We start from the raw sequence: 18411 nt of genomic DNA, 5'->3' as shown, positions 1-18411 counted from the left end.
CTCCGCGGGGAGGGGGTCGGCCTACGACTACAGGCCCTCGCCGCGGCAGCTAAGAAGAAGCAGCCCGAAACGCATGATGCGTCGAGAGTAGCCGAGAGGCGCCTGAGGCGTCCGTCCCGTATCAGTATGCGGGACCGGGCGCCGGAAACGCCCAACGGTGACCGATCACTCCATTTCGTCAATCCGGGTCGCAACGGGTGACATGACGGTTACCCGGTGCCACAGTCGAGTGCATGCAGCCTCAGTCTCCGCACGGGTTCCACCCCGTCTTCTGCACGATCGTGCCGCCCCATGTCCTCGACAAGCTGTCCCAGTCCGACAACCCCGATCTCGCGGGCCCCGCCCGCCGCACCCTGGAGGGCGACGCCGCCCGCCGCACCCGCCGCCAGATGGCCACGGTCGCCACCGTGCCCCCCGCCCGCGCGGCGGAGGGGGAGGCGTCCGACCAACCCGACCGAACCCTGTACGACTGCCGCCACAGCACCCGGCTGCCCGGCACCGAGGTCCGCACGGAGGGCCAGGAGCCGACGAAGGACGCGAGCGTCAACCGCGCGTACGCGGGGCTCGGAGCAACGTTCGACCTGCTGCTCAAGGCGTACGGCCGCCGTTCGATCGACGGCAGCGGACTGCCGCTGATCGGTTCCGTGCACTACGACGAGAAGTACAACAACGCCTTCTTCGACGGCGAGCAGATGGTCTTCGGCGACGGGGACGGCGAGGTCTTCCTGGACTTCACCGTCGCCATCGACGTGATCGCCCACGAACTGACACACGGGCTGACCCAGTACACCGCCAATCTGAGCTACAACGGCCAGTCCGGCGCGCTCAACGAATCGGTGTCCGACGTCTTCGGCTCCCTGGTCAAGCAGTACACGCTGGGCCAGAGCGCCGACCAGGCCGACTGGCTGATCGGCGCCGGACTGCTGGCACCCGGCGTCCAGGGCGAGGCACTGCGCTCGCTGAAGGCGCCGGGAACCGCGTACGACGACGACGTACTGGGCAAGGACCCGCAGCCCGCGTCGATGGCGGACTACGTCCGCACCAGCGAGGACAACGGCGGAGTGCACATCAACTCCGGCATCCCGAACCGCGCGTTCTACCTGCTGGCGACGGCGCTCGGCGGCAATGCGTGGGAGCGGGCCGGTCAACTCTGGTTCGATGTGCTCACAGGGGGGCAACTGGCCGTGGACGCGGACTTCGCCTCCTTCGCCCGGCTGACGGTGGCCGCGGCCCGCAGCCGCTTCGGGGAGGGCGACGAGGCGGAGGCGGTCCTGAAGGCATGGTCGGAGGTGGGCGTACCGACCGCGTAGAAACGACCCCGGACCCGTCCGGCGATGGAGGAGACCACATGCGGATTCAGGTCAGCAGGACCGGCGGCTTCGCCGGCATCGCACGCCACCGCGAGGTCGACACCGCCGGACGGGCCGACGCCCCGGAATGGGAGGCCATGGCCGAATCGGCGCTCGCCGCGGGCCACGACACCCCGCCCCCGGGCGTCCCGGACGGCTTCCGCTACCGGATCACGATCGGCGACCGGACGATCCACTGCGCGGATCCGAAATTGACCGACGCCCAGCGCGCGCTGATCTCACGCGTCCTGAAGGAGGGCGCGTGAGAGAGCGCCGCCCGGGTCGCCGGCCCGCCAGGGGACCGGCGCGCCCCTGAGCCCGCTCAGAACCCCAGCTTCCGCAGCTGTTTCGGGTCGCGCTGCCAGTCCTTGGCCACCTTCACGTGCAGATCCAGGAAGACCGGCGTGCCGAGCAGTGCCTCGATGTGCTTGCGCGACTTCGTACCGACGTCCTTCAGCCGCTTGCCCTTCGGGCCGATGATGATGCCCTTCTGGCTGGGGCGTTCGATGTAGACGTTGGCGTGGATGTCGAGCAGCGGCTTGTCCGCCGGGCGGTTCTCGCGCGGCAGCATCTCTTCGACGACGACCGCGATGGAGTGCGGCAGCTCGTCCCGTACGCCTTCGAGCGCGGCCTCCCGGATCAGCTCCGCGACCATGACCATCTCGGGCTCGTCGGTGAGGTCGCCCTCCGGGTAGAGCGGCGGGCTCTCCGGGAGCAGCGGGGCGATCAGATCGGCCAGCAGGCCGACCTGCTGGTCCTTCACCGCGGAGACCGGGATGATCTCGGCCCACTCGAAGCCGAGCTCCTCGCCGAGGCGGGACACGGCGAGCAGCTGTTCGGCGAGCTGCTTGGAGTCGACCAGGTCGGTCTTGGTGATGACGGCGATCTTCGGGGTCTTCTTGATGCCCGCGAGTTCCTTGACGATGTACTTGTCACCGGGGCCGAGCTTCTGGTCGGCGGGCAGGCAGAAGCCGATGACGTCGACCTCGGCCCAGGTGGTGCGTACGACGTCGTTGAGACGCTCGCCCAACAGCGTGCGCGGCTTGTGGAGGCCGGGGGTGTCGACCAGGATCAGCTGGGCGTCCTCGCGGTGCACGATGCCGCGCACGGTGTGCCGGGTGGTCTGGGGCCGGTTGGAGGTGATCGCCACCTTCTGGCCGACCAGAGCGTTCGTGAGGGTGGACTTGCCCGCGTTGGGGCGGCCCACGAAGCAGGCGAAGCCGGCCCGGTGGGGGGCGTGGTCCGCAGCCTGCTGTGCAGCGGCTTCTGTGTCAGGTCGAACGCTCATGGCGCCCATTGTCCCCGATCCTGGCGGCTCCGCCGTACCAACCGCCGCGACGGGGCCTGTCGCGCGCGTCCCGGACCGTACGGGCACGGCTCCGGCGGGCCCGTATCCACAGCGCCGCGGCCCCGCCGGCGATCACCAGCAGGACCCCGGCCACCAGCCAGGGCAGTGCGAAGTATCCGACGGCGGCCGACTCGCGGGTGTCGCGGGCGCTCGCGGTCAGTTCGATCTCGCCCCATTCCAGTTGGGGAGCGTCGGCCCACTGCTCGGTCAGCCGGACCTGCTGGCGGGGCAGGAGTTCGGAGGGGATCTTCTTCAGATCGCGGGCAAGGAGGGTGCGGCCGAAGAGGCCCTCGGCCTTGAGGGAGACCTTGGGGCTGAGGGTGACATTGCCCCGGTTGCGGAGCGTGTACGAGATGACGGCCCGGCTCTTCCCGGTGCCCGGGACCAGCGGCTGGGTGTGCTCGACCTCGATGTCGTCCACGGAGAGCGCGGGCATCGTCGGCCCGTTCACCCGCAGATAGATCCGGGCGCCGACCGCCTTCCGGATGCCGACGGCGACGGCTCCCGCGTCCGCCGGATCGATGCGTTCGTCGAGGGCGACGAGTGCGCCGGGGTGGTCGCCGGGCTCGGCGTCCTCGGGGACGGTGAGGGTGACCGGGACGGTGACGGAGCCGTGCGGCCGTACGGTGACCCGGTCGCGGCCGGTCCTCGTCCAGGCGCCGACCGAGCGCTGTTTCTCGTTCTGGGCCCGGACGGCGAAGCCGCCGTCGCGCGCGGTGTTGTAGGCGTCGGCCGCGTACAGCCGGAAGGTCTGCGGCCGGTCCGTCTTGTTGGTGACGGTGACCTGGTCGTCGAGCGTGGCGCCGGGATCGGCGGAGAGGTAGAAGTACGGGCGCTGCCCGGCCTGGGTGGTGGCCGGGTAGACCGACCAGCTGCCGTTGTCCGCGGCGTGGGCGGCGGGGGCGCCGGTCAGCACGAGGACGCCGGCCAGGAGGAGTACGTACAGCTTGCGCACGGTGCGGGGCCTCCGGATCGGTCGGTCGGGGTGCGGGACGGGCGGTCCGGGCGGGTGCGCGCCCGGTCCGCCGGTCGTCCGGTGCCGCTCGGTCACGTGAGGGTGAGGGTGAGCACGCCGGAGTACGCCCCGGGGGCGGTGTACGCCGGTACCTTCAGCGCGAGCCGGGCGTCGACGGTGAACTCACCGCCGGTGAGGGCCCCGTTCGGCGTGGACGCCAGCGTGGCGCCCGCGCTGCCCACCGGTCCCGCGGAACCGGCCGCACAGGTGCTGGGGCTGCCGGGCTTCGTCGCGCAGACCGGGGTCCAGCCGAGTGCGGACGCACCGATCGTCGCGCCGCCGGGGCCCTTGAAGTCGGTGACCTTTCCGGTGAGGGACCAGCCGGCGGGACCGCCGCGGTAGTCCTCGACCGTCACCGTCTGCAGCGAGCCGCGGGAGGCGCCGCCCCTCCCGAAGTCGACCGCCGACATCTCGACGGTGTCCCCGGCCTGGACCATGGACAGCGTGCCCGCCTTCACGGACGAGTCGAGCCGCTGGCTGCCGTCAGGGACCTCGCCGCCGCCACCGGTGACGGTGTACGCCTGCGGCCCGGCGCCCTTGGCCGCGTCCCAGCCGCCGCCCTCGTAGGCGACGATGCCGGTGGTCGCCGGATCGTCGACGGTGAGCCGGCCGCTGAAGCCGCCCGAAGCGTCCGCCTTGACGGTGGCCGTGTCGGCTGTCCGGGCGTCACCGGCCCGGCCCGCGAGCGTGACGTCCGCGCCCGCGGTGAACTTCGACCCGGTCACGGTGACCGCGTCGCCCGCCTTGCCGGACGCGGCCCCGAGCCGGATGGCGCGCTCGTTGACCTGGCCGCCGCCGTCGGTCGCGAGGATCGTCTCGGAGACCGGGGCGGGCGGATCCGTCACCGTGCAGGGGGTGTCCAGCTCCATGATGTAGCTGGTGTGGATGTTGTAGTCGCCGGGCGACAGCGTGATCTGGCCGGGCGCGGTGACCGTGAAGGTGCCGGTCATCGAGAACGACGGGAAGTCGCCCTTGCCGGGGACCGGGGTGTTCTTCTTCGGCCCCGCGACGGTGACGCTCGTGGACTGCGCACCGCCGACGGTGACCTTGCCGGTCGGCGTCATGATGTCGGCGGGCAGCGCCAGATCCACCGGGTTGCCCGCGGCCGGTTTGACGACGGTGTACGTGACCGTGACCGTGTCGCCCACGGTCGGGGCGGCGTTGTCGACGGTGATCTCGGCCTTCGTCGTCCCGTCGATCGGCGGGATGCCCGCGATGGCCGGCGGGATGCAGTGGGTGGGGAAGTCCACCGGCACGGAGGCCGTCACGGTGGCCTGTGCGGGGGCGGCGAGTCCCCCTCCCCCGGCGACGACGAGCGCGCCCACCCCCAGCGCGGCGGCCCAGCGGCGGCCGCGCGGGGGGCGTCTTCGGGCCCCGGCTCTTCGCCTGCTGATTCCTCGGACGGTCGGTCGCATGGAGCCCCCTCCTGCCGGATGCGGCGCAGCGGCTCTTCTGCGCCGACAGGGGCCCATTGACGACTCCGGCCGAAAAGAAGTCAATGGAAGCGAAACGCGCCGACTGATGGGCCATCAGATGCTGTCAAGATCGGCTGCCGGGAGGCGCGTTCCTCCGCGGGATTCCGCCGGCGCCGGCCTGCCGTCACGCTCTACTCCGCCGACATCAGTCCGCCGGCGTCAGCCCGCCGTCACGCTGACCCGCAGCGTGCCGTCGGGTCCGGCGAGCAGCACCGGTGTGTCCGGGCCGCCCAGGTCCCGTACGGCGGCGCGGTCCTCGTCCGACGGGGCCGGGGCCTCGGAGACGACCGCGGCGGCCTCCAGCGAGGTGGCGCCGCTGGCCACGGCCATCGCGACGGCGGTCTGCAACGCGCTGAGCTTCAGCGATTCCAGCCGCACGGTGCCGGCGACATACGTACGTCCGGTCTCGTCCCGCACGGCCGCGCCCTCCGGCACACCGTTGCGGGCGCGGGCGCTGCGCGCCAGCGTGACGATCTTGCGGTCCTCGGGGCCGAGGTCGGTGCTCTCAGTCATGTGCCGAGCATACGAACCGGGGGGCCCGTTCCCCGCCCCGCCCCTTCCCGTGGCCGGCGGCTCCGCCCCGGGCCCCTCTCCTCGACCGCCGCGGGGGCCTGATCCCTATGCCCGGTCCAGCCTGAGCCGGTCCGCCTTCGGCAGTCCCGCCACGACCAGGTCGTAGGAGTCCTCGATCAGCTCACGGAGCACCCGGTCCGGCACCCCGGACACCGTCACCGTGTTCCAGTGGCGCTTGTTCATGTGCCAGCCCGGCACCACCGCGTCGTACTCCTCCCGCAGCCGCACCGCCTCGTCCGGATCGCACTTGAGGTTCACGCTCAGCGGACGCGCGTCCAGCGTGCTGAGCGCGAACATCTTGCCGAGCACCTTGAAGACGGACGCCTCCGGCCCGAACGGGAACTCCTCGACGCTCGCGTTGAAGTCCAGGCAGAACGCCCGCAGCTGCTGCGGAGTCACTCTGCGTCCACCCCCTGTGGCCCCACGGGCTCCACCAGCACCGTGACGATCTTGTTCCGGCGACCCGCCGGGGACTCCGCCGTCAGCCGGAGCCGGCGGCCGTCCGGCAGGTCGACGACCGAAGACGCCCCGGCGATCGGGACCCGGCCCAGCGCCTTCGCGAGCAGTCCGCCGACCGTCTCCACGTCCTCGTCGTCGTACTCGTCGAGGTCGAACAGGTCCCCGAGGTCGCCGATGTCCAGGCGCGCGGTCACCCGGAAGCAGCCGTTCTCCAGCTCCTGGACGGGCGGGAGTTCACGGTCGTACTCGTCGGTGATCTCGCCGACGATCTCTTCGAGGATGTCCTCGATGGTGACGATGCCCGCCGTACCGCCGTACTCGTCGATCACGACGGCGACATGGCTGCGCTCCTGCTGCATCTCGCGCAGCAGATCACCGGCGTTCTTCGTATCGGGCACGAACGCCGCCGGCCGCATCGCCGTGGAGACGAGATCGGCCTCCGACTCCCGGTTGATGTGTGTCTTGCGGACCAGGTCCTTGAGGTACACGACGCCGACGATGTCGTCCTCGTTCTCCCCGGTGACGGGGATCCGCGAGAAGCCGGAGCGCAGCGCCAGCGTCAGCGCCTGCCGGATCGTCTTGTAGCGCTCGATGCAGACCAGATCGGTCCGCGGCACCATGACCTCGCGCACCAGCGTGTCACCGAGCTCGAAGACCGAGTGCACCATGCGGCGCTCCTCGTCCTCGATCAGCGACTCCTGCTCGGCGAGGTCGACCATCGCCCGCAGCTCGGCCTCACTGGCGAACGGCCCCTTGCGGAACCCCTTGCCCGGCGTCACGGCGTTGCCGATGAGGATCAGCAGCTGCGGGATCGGGCCCATGACCCTGGCCAGCGGCAGCAGGACGTACGCCGCCGCCGTGGCCGTGTTCAGCGGGTGCTGGCGGCCGATGGTGCGCGGTGAGACACCGATGGCGACATACGAGACGAGGACCATCACGGCCATGGCGACGGCCAGCGCCTCCCAGGTCTGGGGGAACTCCTTCAGACAGGCGTACGTGACGAGCACACCGGCCGACATCTCGCAGGCGACCCGCACCAGCAGGGCGACGTTGAGGTAGCGGGTCGGGTCGGCCGCGACCTGTTCCAGTTTCCGGCTGCCGCGCCGCCCGGACCGGACCGCCTCGGCGGCCCGGAAGCTCGACGTACGGGCGATGCCCGCCTCCGCGCAGGCCGCCAGCCAGCCCACGACGACCAGCAGCACGGCTCCCAGGACGAGGGGAACGCTCACGAGACGGTGGGGGCGGGCGACGGACCGGTCAGGCCGCGCTCGGCGCGCCAGCCGTCGACGATCGCGGCCTGGAGGCCGAACATCTCGGCCTTCTCGTCCGGCTCCTCGTGGTCGTACCCGAGGAGGTGCAGCACTCCGTGGACGGTGAGGAGCTGGAGCTCCTCGTCCATGGAGTGCTGCGTCTCCGCGTCCTCGCCCTGCTTCTTGGCGACCTCCGGGCAGAGCACGATGTCACCGAGGAGCCCCTGCGGGGGCTCCTCGTCGTCCTTGGCCGGCGGACGGAGTTCGTCCATCGGGAAGGACATGACATCCGTCGGCCCCGGCAGGTCCATCCACTGGATGTGGAGCTGCTCCATGGCGTCGGTGTCCACCACGATCACCGAGAGTTCGGAGAGGGGGTGGATCCGCATCCGCGCGAGGGCGTAGCGGGCGATGTCGAGGATCGCCTGCTCGTCGACCTCGGTTCCGGACTCGTTGTTGACGTCGATCGACATGGTGCGGTGCGACTACTTCCCGTTGTGGCTGTCTCGGTTGTCGTACTTCTCGTACGCGTCGACGATACGGCCGACCAGCTTGTGCCGGACGACATCCTGGGAGGTGAGCCGGGAGAAGTGGACGTCCTGAACGCCGTCCAGGATGTCCTGGACCTGACGCAGACCGCTCTTGGTCCCGTTCGGCAGGTCGACCTGGGTGACGTCACCGGTGACGACGATCTTCGAATCGAAGCCGAGCCGGGTCAGGAACATCTTCATCTGCTCGGCGCTGGTGTTCTGCGCCTCGTCGAGGATGATGAACGCGTCGTTGAGCGTACGACCGCGCATATACGCGAGCGGCGCCACCTCGATCGTGCCCGCCGCCATCAGCCGCGGGATCGAGTCGGGGTCGAGCATGTCGTGCAGCGCGTCGTAGAGCGGGCGCAGATAGGGGTCGATCTTCTCGTAGAGCGTGCCCGGCAGGAAGCCGAGCCGCTCGCCCGCCTCGACGGCGGGCCGGGTCAGGATGATGCGGTTGACCTGCTTGGACTGCAGGGCCTGGACGGCCTTCGCCATGGCGAGGTAGGTCTTGCCGGTGCCCGCGGGGCCGATACCGAAGACGACCGTGTGCTTGTCGATCGCGTCGACGTACCGCTTCTGGTTGAGCGTCTTGGGGCGGATGGTGCGACCGCGGCTGGAGAGGATGTTCTGGGTGAGCACCTCGGCCGGCGTCTCGGGACCGTCCCCCTCGCCGCTCTCCGTCGCCCTGAGCATGGCGATCGAGCGTTCCACTGCGTCCTCCGTCATCGGCTGACCGGTGCGGAGCACCAGCATCATCTGGTCGAACAGGCGCTGGATCAGAGCGACTTCCATCGCGTCCCCGGCGGCGCTGACTTCGTTTCCCCGGACATGGATGTCGGCCGCCGGGAAGGCCCTCTCGATCACGCGCAGCAGGGCGTCACCTGAACCCAGGACGGTCACCATCGGATGCTTGGCCGGAACGGTGAACTGGGCTCGCGCCTGCCCCGGCGCGGGGGTCTGGGCTGTGGGTGTCTGAGTCATGGGCCGGCTCTGTGGCCTGCACATACCTCCCGTTGCAAGGTTCTCGCCGATCGACAACCTCTGGATTACCAAGCGTACGACTCCGCACCGGCAACACCGAGGGCTTTTTCGCACGCACTGCGAACGCCTGTGCCCCGGGCTACCCCGGGTGGCGGAAGCCGATCGTCGGAACGGCCCTGCGCAGTGGCCACGGCCTGGCGGCTGCGGGCAGCAGCCTCTCCAGGAACGCGTAGCGCTGGAGCGCCGCCGGATCCTGGTCCGTGAAGGTGCGGACCTTCTGCCACCAGGCGGCGATCTCCTCCCAGTCCGGCGCCGACAGCGATCCGCCGAACTCCTGCACCGAGAGCGCCGCCGTCAGTCCGGCGAAGGCCAGCCGGTCGGCCAGCGGCCAGTCCGCCAGCGTGCCGGTGACGAATCCGGCGACGAAGACATCGCCCGCCCCGGTCGGATCGAGCGCCTCGACCTCGATCGCGGGCACCTCGGCGCTCGCCCCGGTCGCCGCGTCCACCGCGTACGCGCCCTCCGCGCCCAGGGTGACCACGGCGAGCGGCACCCGTTCGGCCAGGGCGTGGGCCGCGGCGCGCGGGCAGTCGGTGCGGGTGTAGCGCATCGCCTCCTCGGCGTTCGGGAGAAACGCCTGGCAGTGCTTCAGGTCGGCCAGGGCGTCCAGGTCCCAGCGGCCGGTCTCGTCCCAGCCGACGTCGGCGAAGATCCGGGCGCCGTTCCCGGCCGCCCTGGCGACCCAGGGCTCGCTGCGGCCGGGGACGAGCGAGGCGATGGCGGCCCGGGCCCGGGGCGGGCAGCGCGGGAACACGGACTCCTCGGCGGGGATCACGACGCCGTGGGTGCCCGCGGGGCCGGGGGCCTCGTGGCCGTGCGAGACCATCGTCCGCTCGCCCTCGTACGCCATGGAGACGGTCACCGGCGAGTGCCAGCCGGGGACGGTGTGGGACATGGACAGGTCGATGCCCTCGCCCTGTTCCAGGGCGTCCCAGCAGTACTCCCCGTAGTGGTCGTCGCCGAACGCCGCGGCCAGTGAGGTGTGCAGCCCCAGCCGGGCCAGCGCGGTGGCCATGTTGGCGACGCCCCCGGGGCTGGAGCCCATGCCGCGCGCCCAGGACTCGGTGCCGCGGACGGGGGCGCTGTCCAGGCCGGTGAAGATGATGTCGAGGAAGACCGTGCCGGTGAGGAAGACGTCGCAGTCCGGGTCCTGCGGGGCGCGCAGCCCGTCCAGCGGGTCGATCCCTGGAATGTCTGTGCTCACCCTTGCGCTCCCCGGTCGTGGCAGATCTGGCCAGTGTGCCCGATTCACGCCCGTAACCGGAGGGTCCGCGCCGCCGCTCGCCACGGGCGCGTACCGGCCCCGCACACGCAGGCACTGACCTGCATAAACGCTCGCTGCTACCCGCACACTCGAAGGGTAAACGCATAGGTGACGCAGATCACATAGGGGTGCCTTTCGGTCGACTGGGAGCAGTTGATACAAATTGGGCCCGCGAGCCCCGTCGGCGACAACTGCCGACGCGTGCACCGCCTCTCCGTACTTCCCGCACTCCCGCATTCCCGCATTCCCGCATTGCCTTCGCCTGCCCTCCCTGCCTCCTCCGCCTCTTCGGCATGTCTTCAGGAACGCCCATGTCCTCGCGCCCTCGCGCCGCGTGGCCCCTGGTCGCCGTGTTCACCGCCGGTTACCTCGCCGCCTATCTGCTCCCCACCATCGTCGGGCGGCTCTCCGTCCACCTCGGCCTCAGTACGGCCCAGGCCGGTCTGGTGGGCAGTGCCCTGCTGTTGAGCTCCGCGACCGCCGGATTCACGCTGGCGGGCCGGGTCGAGGCGTACGGGCCGCAAAGACCGGCGCGGATCGGGCTCGTGCTGGCCATGGCGGGGTACGGCTGCGCGGCGCTGGCGGGCTCCGTGCCGCTGGTGGTCACGGGCGCGGTGATCGGCGGCTTCGGCTCCGGCACCGCGACCGCCGTGGCCGCGTCGGGCATCGCCGCGCAGCGCGATCCGCACCGGACCTCGTCGCTCGGGCTGCTGAGCGTCTCCGCGACGGCGGGTGCCCTCTATCTGACGATCCCGCATCTCGGCGGCGGCCACCGGCTGCCGTTCGCCTCGATCGCCCTGGTCGCCCTGCTCGTCTGGCCCGCCACCGCACGGCTCGGCGACGCCGCACGCAGCGGTCCCGCCGCCCCCGCCACCGGCCGGCTGCCGCACCGCCGCTCCGGTCTGGTCCTGGCGGGCGGCATGCTCGTCTGGTCCATGGCGCAGAACGCGCTGTGGGGTGTCAGCAGCCGGATCGGGGTGGCCCAGGCGGGGCTCTCCGAGGTCAGCGTCGGCGCGGTGTTCGCCGCCGCGCTCGGTGCGGGACTGCTCGGCGTGATGGGCGCCGGGGTGCTCGGGGCGAAGCTCGGCCGGGCGGTGCCGATCGGTCTGGGCACCGTGATCATCGCGGCGAGCATCGTGCTCAGCTCGTCCGCCGGGAACCTCGGTTCGTTCGCGACCGGCGAGATCCTGTGGAACACCGTCTACCCGGTGGTCCTGTCGTACCTGATCGGCCTGGCCGCGTCCCTGGACGTACGCGGCCGCTGGGCGGTCCTCGCCGGCTCCGCCTCATCCGTCGGAGTGGCCTGCGGACCCGTCCTCGGCAGCGTGCTGTCCGAACAGGCCGGGTACCCGGTCATGGGCCTGGTCCTGGGCGCCGTCACGCTCCTGGTCGCGACCCCGATCACGGCGGTCGCCCTGCACACCGGGGGCCGCCCGCTGGTGCCGGGATCGGTCCGCCGCAGGGGCGGCGCCCCGGCCGCGCTGCTCGCCGTCACCACCGGGGCGGTGCCCGGCGCCGTGCCCCGGCTGGGCGCGCCCGAGCAGGCCGTCGCGGAGATCAGCCTGCCCGCGCTGCGCCGCAGGCGCCCGGTCCGGAACGCGTTCCGGACGGCCGGCCCGTCGGGCGGGGCCGGTCAGTCGAACGCGTACGCCTCGACCTCGGACAGATAGCGCGCCCTGCGCTCCTCGTCGTGGTCGAGGAAGGCCGCCTCGAAGGAGTTGCGGGCCAGTGTGCGCAGCTGCTCCCGGTCCAGACCGAGCGCCTCGTGGACCGCCCGGAAGGTGTCCCCGACATAGCCGCCGAAGTAGGCGGGGTCGTCGGAGTTCACCGTGCAGAGCAGTCCGGCCTCCATCATGGCCCGCAGCGGGTGCTGTTCCAGGGTGTCGATGGCGCGCAGCCGTACGTTGGACAGCGGGCAGAGGGTGAGCGGCACCCGGTCGGCGGCCAGCCGTTTCACCAGCTCCGCGTCCTCCATGCAGCGCAGCCCGTGGTCGATGCGCTCGACCCCGAGGACGTCCAGGGCCTCCCGGATGTACTCGGGCGGGCCCTCCTCGCCCGCGTGGGCGACCTTGCGCAGCCCGAGCGCCCCCGCCGCCTCGTACACCTCGCGGAACTTGGCGGGCGGGTGCCCGACCTCCGCCGAGTCGAGGCCGACCGCGCTGATCCGGTGCAGATACGGCTTCGCGGACTCCAGGGTCCGCAGCGCCGACTCGGCGGACTCGTCGCGCAGGAAGCACATGATCAGCTGGGTGGAGATGCCGTGCTTCTCCTCGCTGCGGTCCAGCGCCCGGCCGAGCCCCTCGACGACGGTGCCGATCGGGACGCCGCGCGCGGTGTGCGCCTGCGGGTCGAAGAAGATCTCCGCGTGCCGGACGCCCTGGGCGGCGGCGCGGGTGAGGTACGCGTCGGCGAGCTCCTCGAAGTCCTCCTCGGTCCGGAGCACGGCCATCAGGGCGTAGTACAGGTCGAGGAAGGTCTGCAGATCGTCGAAGAGGTAGGCGGTGCGGAGCTCTTCGGTGTCCGCGTACGGCAACCGCACGCCGTTGCGTTCGGCGAGCGCGAAGGCCAGCTCGGGTTCGAGGGTTCCCTCGATGTGGAGGTGGAGTTCGGCTTTGGGGAGATGCACGGGTTTTTCACGCTCACAAATGGTGGTGCCGATGTTTCAGACGTGCCGGGTGGGCACGGGGACCCGGCCGAGGTCCCGGGCGACGGTCAGTTCGCCCTCGAACCCCGCGGCGCGGGCCTGGGTCTCGAAGACGGCCGGGTCGTCGTACCGCTGCGAGAAGTGGGTCAGCACGAGGTGGCGTACGCCCGCGTCCCGGGCCACCCGGGCCGCCTGGCCGGCGGTCAGATGGCCGTGGTCGGCGGCGAGCCGTTCGTCTTCGTCCAGGAAGGTCGACTCGATGACCAGCAGGTCGCATCCCTCGGCGAGCACGTGCACGCCGTCGCAGAGCCTTGTGTCCATGATGAACGCGAACCGCTGGCCGCGCCTGCGCTCGGAGACGTCGTCGAGCGTGACGCCGCCGAGGGCGCCCTCGCGCTGGATCCGGCCGACGTCGGGCCCCGCGATGCCGTGTTCGGCGAGTTTCGCGGGCAGCATGCGGCGCGCGTCGGGTTCGACGAGCCGGTAGCCGTACGACTCGACGGGGTGCGAGAGCCGGTGGGTGCTGAGCGTGTAGGTGTCCGTGGTGGCGAGCACCCCGTCGGCGGCGACCGGAGCCTCGGTCAGCTCGACGGACTCGCGGTAGGCGGTCGCGTACCGCAGCCGCTCGAAGAAGCGCTGTCCGCTCGCCGGGTAGTGCGCGGTGACCGGGTGCGGGACCTGGTCGAGGTTGATCCGCTGGATCACCCCGGCCAGGCCGAGCGAGTGGTCGCCGTGGAAGTGCGTGACGCAGATCCGGTCGATGTCGTGCGCGGCGACGCCGGCCCGCAGCATCTGGCGCTGAGTGCCCTCGCCGGGGTCGAAGAGGATGCCCTCGCCGTCCCAGCGCAGCAGGTAGCCATTGTGATTGCGGTGCCTGGTCGGGACCTGGCTGGCGGTGCCGAGGACCACGAGTTCGCGTACGGACACGGTGTGCGATCGCCCGTTCTAGCCGGGGGGCCACTGCAGTCCGCGGCCGCCCAGGACGTGGGCGTGCGCGTGGAAGACGGTCTGCCCGGCGCCGGCGCCGGTGTTGAAGACGACCCGGTAGCCGGTGTCCACGATCTTCTCGTCGGCGGCGACGTGCCCGGCCTCGCGCAGTATGTCGGCGGCGACGGCCGGATCGGCGGCGGCGAGCGCGGCGGCGTCCGGGTGGTGGAGGCGGGGAATGACGAGTACGTGGGTGGGGGCCTGGGGGTTGATGTCCCGGAAGGCGACGGTGGTTTCGGTCTCCCGGACGATGGTTGCCGGGATCTCACCCGAGACGATCTTGCAGAACAGGCAGTCGGGCTGCGGTTCTCCCGCCATGGGGTCGGCTCCTCGGTCGGTGGTGATCGTTGTACGGCATGGTATCGGGGCGGTGGGGGCGTGAATCGAGCCCCTCCGGCGATCGAAGCGGGGTCCGGGCGAACGAAGCGGGGCCCGGGGGGAACGAAGCGGGAGTCCGGGCGGAGAAAGAGCGGGGGCCGGGGGCAGAGCCCCCGGACGCCGGGAGGGGACGGCGTCCGCCGCAGGCGCGCCGCGCCCCCTCCCGTGTTCTTCCCCCGCTACGCCCCCGGTCGCTCCGGCGCCCGCTTCGCCGGGGTCTGTGCCAGCGACGCGAGCGCGATCCGGATCGCCTCGTCCAGTTGCGGATCGCGCCCGGCCGCATGGTCCTGCGGCGTCATCACGACCTCGACGTCGGGATCGACCCCGTGGTTCTCCACGCCCCAGCCGTAACCCTCCAGCCAGAACGCGTACTTGGGCTGGGTGACCGACGTCCCGTCCACGAGCTGGTACCGGTTGTCGATGCCGACGACCCCGCCCCAGGTGCGCGTGCCGACCACCGGTCCGATGCGCAGCGCCTTGATCGCGGCGTTCACGATGTCGCCGTCCGAGCCGGAGAACTCGTTGGCGACGGCCACCACCGGGCCGCGCGGCGCGTCCGCCGGATAGCTGAACGGCTGCATGCCGCGCGGCAGGTCCCAGCCGACGATGCGCCGGGCGAGCTTCTCCACGATCAGCTGCGAGGTGTGACCGCCGCGGTTCTCCCGGACGTCCACGACCAGCCCCTCCCGGGCCACTTCGATCCGCAGATCGCGGTGGAGCTGCGCCCAGCCCGAGCCGACCATGTCCGGGACGTGGAGGTAGCCGAGGCGTCCGCCGGAGTGCTCGTGGACGTAGGCCCTGCGGTCCGCGACCCACGCGTGGTAGCGCAGCGCCTCCTCGTCGGCGACCGGTACGACCACGACATGGCGCGGGTCGCCGCCGTCCACCGGTGAGACGGTCAGCTCGACCGGCTTGCCGGCGGAGCCGGTGAGCAGCGGTCCGGGGCCGGCCACCGGGTCGACCGGGTGGCCGTCGACGGCGAGGATCGCGTCCCCGACGCGCACCGCCACGCCGGGTGCGGCGAGCGGCGAGCGGGCCTCCGGGTCGGAGGTCTCGGACGGCAGGATGCGGTCGATGCGCCAACCGCCTTCGTCCGTGCGGGAGATGTCCGCGCCGAGCAGCCCCTGCCGGGCCGAGTCGTCGCGCCACCCGGCGGGCGGTGTCACATAGGCGTGCGAGGTGCCGAGCTCCCCCTGCACCTCCCACAGCAGGTCCATCAGGTCGTCGTGGGTGGCGACGCGCTCCAGCACGGGGCGGTAGCGGTCCAGGACCCCGTCCCAGTCGATGCCGCCCATGTCGGGACGCCAGAAGTTGTCCCGCATGATGCGCCCGGCCTCGTCGTACATCTGGCGCCACTCGGCGGCCGGTTCGAGGGTCCGGCGGATCCGGGAGAGGTCGACGGTGACGCTGCTGTCGCCGTCGTGGTCGTCGTCGCCGGCCGCGACCCGGCTGTCGGACGGCACGATGCGCAGCTTGCCCCGGGCCTGCAGGGCGATCCGCCTGCCGTCGCCGCTGACCTCGAACCCGCCGACGTCCGAGGCGAGTTCCTCGCAGCGCAGCTTCTCCAGGTCGTACCGTTCGAGGACGGTCTCGGGCAGACGGGCGTCGGGGGTGGCACCACTCGTGCCGAGCACCCCGGTGACCGGGTGGTTCAGCCACAGCAGGCCGTCCTTCGCGGCGCGCAGCGTGGAGTAGCTGGCGGCCTCGACGGGCAGCGGCACGATCCGGTCGGCGAGCCCTTCGAGGTCGATCCGGGTGACGGGCAGTGCGGTCGGGTTGTCCTCGCCCTCGCCGCCCTTCTCCTTCTCGATCGGGCGGCCGTGGCGCTGCGGCCCGAACGGGGAGGGCGTGGTGGCGGCGAGCGTCAGCAGATGCGGGCGGCAGGCGCCGACGAACGCCATGTCGAAGACATGGGCGTCGTAGACCGGGTCGAAGGACCGCTCGGAGAGGAACGCGAGGTGCTTGCCGTCGGTGGTGAAGGCCGGGGAGAAGTCCCGGAAGCGCAGCGGGGTGGCCTCGGCGACCGAGAGATCGGCGAGGTGGGCGAGCTTGAGCTGCCTGAGCGGCTCGGGCCCGGGATGCGACCAGGCGAGCCAGGAGGAGTCGGGCGAGAAGACGAGGCCGGAGGCGTCGCTGTGCTCGCTGCGGTCCACCTCGTGGACCTCGCCGCTCTCCCGCTCGACGATCAGCACCCGCCCGTCGTGCGCGGCGACGGCGAACCGGCTGCCGTCGGGGGCCGCGGCGAGGTCGAGAACCCTGCCGATTCGGCCCGCGGCGAGGCGGCGCGGTACCGAGCCCGGTGCGGTGCCGGTGGCGGGCGCGCACTCCAGGGCGTCGTCGCCCTCGGCGTCGGTGACCCAGACGACGTGCTGGTCGCCGTCGGCCTGGAAGGTGCGGGGCATCCTCGCCCGCACACCCGGTTCGACGGCGAGCGCGCGGGCCGGGCCCTCGCGGTGGGTGACCCAGTGGACGGCGCCGCGCGTCCCGACCGCGCTGCCGCGGCCCGTGCGGTCCGGGGACGCGGCGTCGAGGTGGCTGCCGGCGTGCACGGAGTGGGGCTGGAGGTCGGCGCGCTGGCCGCCGAGCAGGATGTCGAGGCGGCGGGGCGCGGCGCCTTCGAGGTCGTCCAGGAGCCAGAGTTCACCGGCCGAGGCGTAGCCGACGCGCGTACCGTCGGTGGTCGCGTGGCGGGCGTAGAAGCCCTCGGCGGCGGTGTGGCGGCGCAGATCCGAGCCGTCGGGGAGCGAGGAGTAGAGCGCGCCGACGCCTTCGTGATCGGAGAGGAAGGCGACACGGTCGCCCACCCACATCGGGGATTCGAGGTTCCCGTCGAGGTCCTCGTGGAGCCGTACGAACTCCACCGGGCCGTCGCCCGCCTCTTCTTGCGCGATCCACAACTTGCCCGCGGTGCCGCCCCGGTAGCGCTTCCAGGCGGCGGCCTCACGCCCCATGGTCACCGAGAGCAGCAGGAGCCGTCCGCCGGGCCCGTACGCGAGGGAGCCGACGGGGCCGTACGGCAGGGTCCGCGCGGGTCCGCCGTCGACCGGGACGGCCCTGGCCCAGCTGCGCCGCAGCGACGCCTGCCCCTGGGTGCTGATGACCAGTACGTCGCCCTCGGGCGTCCAGCCGCGTACGGAGGTCCGCGCGTCGCCCCAGAAGGTGAGCCGCTCGGAGGGGCCGCCGTCGACCGGTGCAATGTGCACCTCGGGCGCCCCGTCCCGGGTGGACGTCCAGGCGACCCGGGTCCCGTCGGGGGATATCCGCGGGTTGGTGACAGGTCGGTTGTCGGCGCTGGCGCGCCAGGCTCGGCCGCCGTCCAGCGGCGCCAGCCAGACATCGTCCTCGGCGGTGAAGGCGATCAAATCGCCCTGGACATGGGGGTATCGGAGGTAGGCAGGCTGCGTCACATCGATCACCCTAGGCCGCGGGCGTGCTCCGCGGAACTGGGTTGGCCGGAGTCCGCCGGGTGGCCCGGTGCCGGACGCGCTCACTTGCCCCAGGGAGATTCGGTCACCGTGACCGTCACGGTGACCGCCGGCCGGACGCCGCTGCCGCCGCCCATGGGCGGATTCGCCCAGCCGCCGGTCGACGGGGCGGCGTTGCAGTTGCCCAGCACATCTGCCCGGAAGACGACCTTCCCGCCGGCCTTCGCGGTCAGGTCCCCCCGCACGCACCGCCCGTCGAGTTCCTGAGTCACCTTGCCGTCGATCGTGATGGCCTTGCCGCTCCCGGTCCGTCCGGTGCAGTCGACGTTCGCGATCCGGTGTGCGGAGGCGGAGGGCGACGCGCCTCCGGTCCGGGCCCCGCCGGCATCCGCCGTGCAGCTCAGCCACTGCACGTCGACCCCGTTGCGCTCCAGGGCGCTGGTGCCGGTCCGGTCGGTGGTCACGGCGATGGACGCGGAGTTCAGCCCGCCCACCGGCTCACAGGCCACCGCACCGGCGGCCGCCGCGCCCGCGAGCGCGGACGCGGCCAGAAAGCGGCGGGTCCCGATCCGACCCCATGCCCTTGTTGTCCCCATACGGGCAGCTTCCCACCATTCACCCGCGGGGTGGTAGACGGTTTGCGGCCACTCCGGGCGGGCGCCGGCGCATC

Annotated in this window: 17 protein-coding genes; 3 read left to right on the top strand and 14 right to left on the bottom strand. The window is 72.0% G+C overall.

What is annotated here, in order from left to right; all coding sequences use genetic code 11:
- Positions 1 to 233: 233 nt before the first annotated feature.
- Entirely contained in the window at positions 234 to 1310 is a 1077-nt protein-coding gene (locus ACFVT1_RS18570; RefSeq protein WP_389796492.1) for a M4 family metallopeptidase, read from the top strand.
- Between the two features lie 38 nt (positions 1311 to 1348).
- A complete protein-coding gene (locus ACFVT1_RS18565; RefSeq protein ID WP_389796490.1) occupies positions 1349 to 1615 on the top strand; it encodes a protealysin inhibitor emfourin in 267 nt (88 codons plus the stop codon).
- A 56-nt stretch (positions 1616 to 1671) separates the two neighbouring features.
- On the opposite strand, the gene era is transcribed toward ACFVT1_RS18565, so the two are convergent.
- From era to ACFVT1_RS18520, 9 genes are all read right to left on the bottom strand, one after another.
- A complete protein-coding gene (gene era, locus ACFVT1_RS18560) occupies positions 1672 to 2646 on the bottom strand; it encodes a GTPase Era (RefSeq protein ID WP_389796488.1) in 975 nt (324 codons plus the stop codon).
- Positions 2621 to 3652 (bottom strand): WxL protein peptidoglycan domain-containing protein, encoded by a 1032-nt coding sequence (locus ACFVT1_RS18555; protein WP_389796487.1) that lies wholly within the window; start codon positions 3650 to 3652, stop codon positions 2621 to 2623. The genes era and ACFVT1_RS18555 overlap by 26 nt, the downstream gene beginning before the upstream one ends.
- A 92-nt stretch (positions 3653 to 3744) precedes the next feature.
- Positions 3745 to 5127: a beta-xylosidase gene (locus ACFVT1_RS18550; protein WP_389796484.1), complete on the bottom strand. Its 1383-nt coding sequence runs from the start codon at positions 5125 to 5127 to the stop codon at positions 3745 to 3747.
- A gap of 219 nt (positions 5128 to 5346) precedes the next feature.
- Complete coding sequence (locus ACFVT1_RS18545; RefSeq protein ID WP_362194191.1) at positions 5347 to 5700, bottom strand: cytidine deaminase; 354 nt, start codon at positions 5698 to 5700, stop codon at positions 5347 to 5349.
- Between the two features lie 105 nt (positions 5701 to 5805).
- On the bottom strand, positions 5806 to 6159 hold the full coding sequence (locus ACFVT1_RS18540; RefSeq protein WP_389796482.1) for an MmcQ/YjbR family DNA-binding protein: 354 nt from the start codon (positions 6157 to 6159) through the stop codon (positions 5806 to 5808).
- Positions 6156 to 7448, bottom strand: a complete 1293-nt coding sequence (locus ACFVT1_RS18535; protein ID WP_389796480.1) for a hemolysin family protein — start codon at positions 7446 to 7448, stop codon at positions 6156 to 6158. Before ACFVT1_RS18535 ends, ACFVT1_RS18540 begins: the two co-directional genes overlap by 4 nt.
- Entirely contained in the window at positions 7445 to 7942 is a 498-nt protein-coding gene (ybeY, locus tag ACFVT1_RS18530) for an rRNA maturation RNase YbeY (RefSeq protein WP_389796477.1), read from the bottom strand. Before ybeY ends, ACFVT1_RS18535 begins: the two co-directional genes overlap by 4 nt.
- 12 nt (positions 7943 to 7954) lie before the next feature.
- Positions 7955 to 8983: a PhoH family protein gene (locus ACFVT1_RS18525; protein WP_389796475.1), complete on the bottom strand. Its 1029-nt coding sequence runs from the start codon at positions 8981 to 8983 to the stop codon at positions 7955 to 7957.
- A gap of 139 nt (positions 8984 to 9122) precedes the next feature.
- Positions 9123 to 10247, bottom strand: coding sequence for a carbohydrate kinase family protein (locus tag ACFVT1_RS18520; protein ID WP_389796472.1), 1125 nt, complete (start codon positions 10245 to 10247; stop codon positions 9123 to 9125).
- 371 nt (positions 10248 to 10618) lie between these two features.
- On the opposite strand from ACFVT1_RS18520, the gene ACFVT1_RS18515 reads away from it, so the two are divergent.
- Positions 10619 to 11977 carry an MFS transporter gene (locus tag ACFVT1_RS18515; protein WP_389796470.1) on the top strand — a complete coding sequence of 453 codons (1359 nt, stop codon included), beginning with the start codon at positions 10619 to 10621 and terminating at the stop codon, positions 11975 to 11977.
- Here the strand turns inward: ACFVT1_RS18515 and ACFVT1_RS18510 are convergent.
- The 5 genes from ACFVT1_RS18510 to ACFVT1_RS18490 form a co-directional block, all read right to left on the bottom strand.
- Positions 11941 to 12933 carry an adenosine deaminase gene (locus ACFVT1_RS18510; RefSeq protein WP_389796468.1) on the bottom strand — a complete coding sequence of 331 codons (993 nt, stop codon included), beginning with the start codon at positions 12931 to 12933 and terminating at the stop codon, positions 11941 to 11943. The genes ACFVT1_RS18515 and ACFVT1_RS18510 overlap by 37 nt on opposite strands.
- 36 nt (positions 12934 to 12969) lie before the next feature.
- Entirely contained in the window at positions 12970 to 13878 is a 909-nt protein-coding gene (locus tag ACFVT1_RS18505; RefSeq protein ID WP_389796466.1) for a ribonuclease Z, read from the bottom strand.
- A gap of 18 nt (positions 13879 to 13896) precedes the next feature.
- Positions 13897 to 14256, bottom strand: a complete 360-nt coding sequence (locus tag ACFVT1_RS18500) for a histidine triad nucleotide-binding protein (RefSeq protein WP_389796464.1) — start codon at positions 14254 to 14256, stop codon at positions 13897 to 13899.
- A gap of 239 nt (positions 14257 to 14495) precedes the next feature.
- A complete protein-coding gene (locus ACFVT1_RS18495; protein ID WP_389796461.1) occupies positions 14496 to 17723 on the bottom strand; it encodes a S41 family peptidase in 3228 nt (1075 codons plus the stop codon).
- Positions 17724 to 17803: 80 nt separating this feature from the next.
- Positions 17804 to 18337, bottom strand: a complete 534-nt coding sequence (locus tag ACFVT1_RS18490) for a hypothetical protein (RefSeq protein WP_389796459.1) — start codon at positions 18335 to 18337, stop codon at positions 17804 to 17806.
- Positions 18338 to 18411: the final 74 nt, after the last annotated feature.

It is taken from the genome of Streptomyces sp. NPDC057963, assembly GCF_042887155.1.
GTDB lineage: Bacteria > Actinomycetota > Actinomycetes > Streptomycetales > Streptomycetaceae > Streptomyces.
This window is presented reverse-complemented; position numbering and strand designations above follow the sequence as displayed.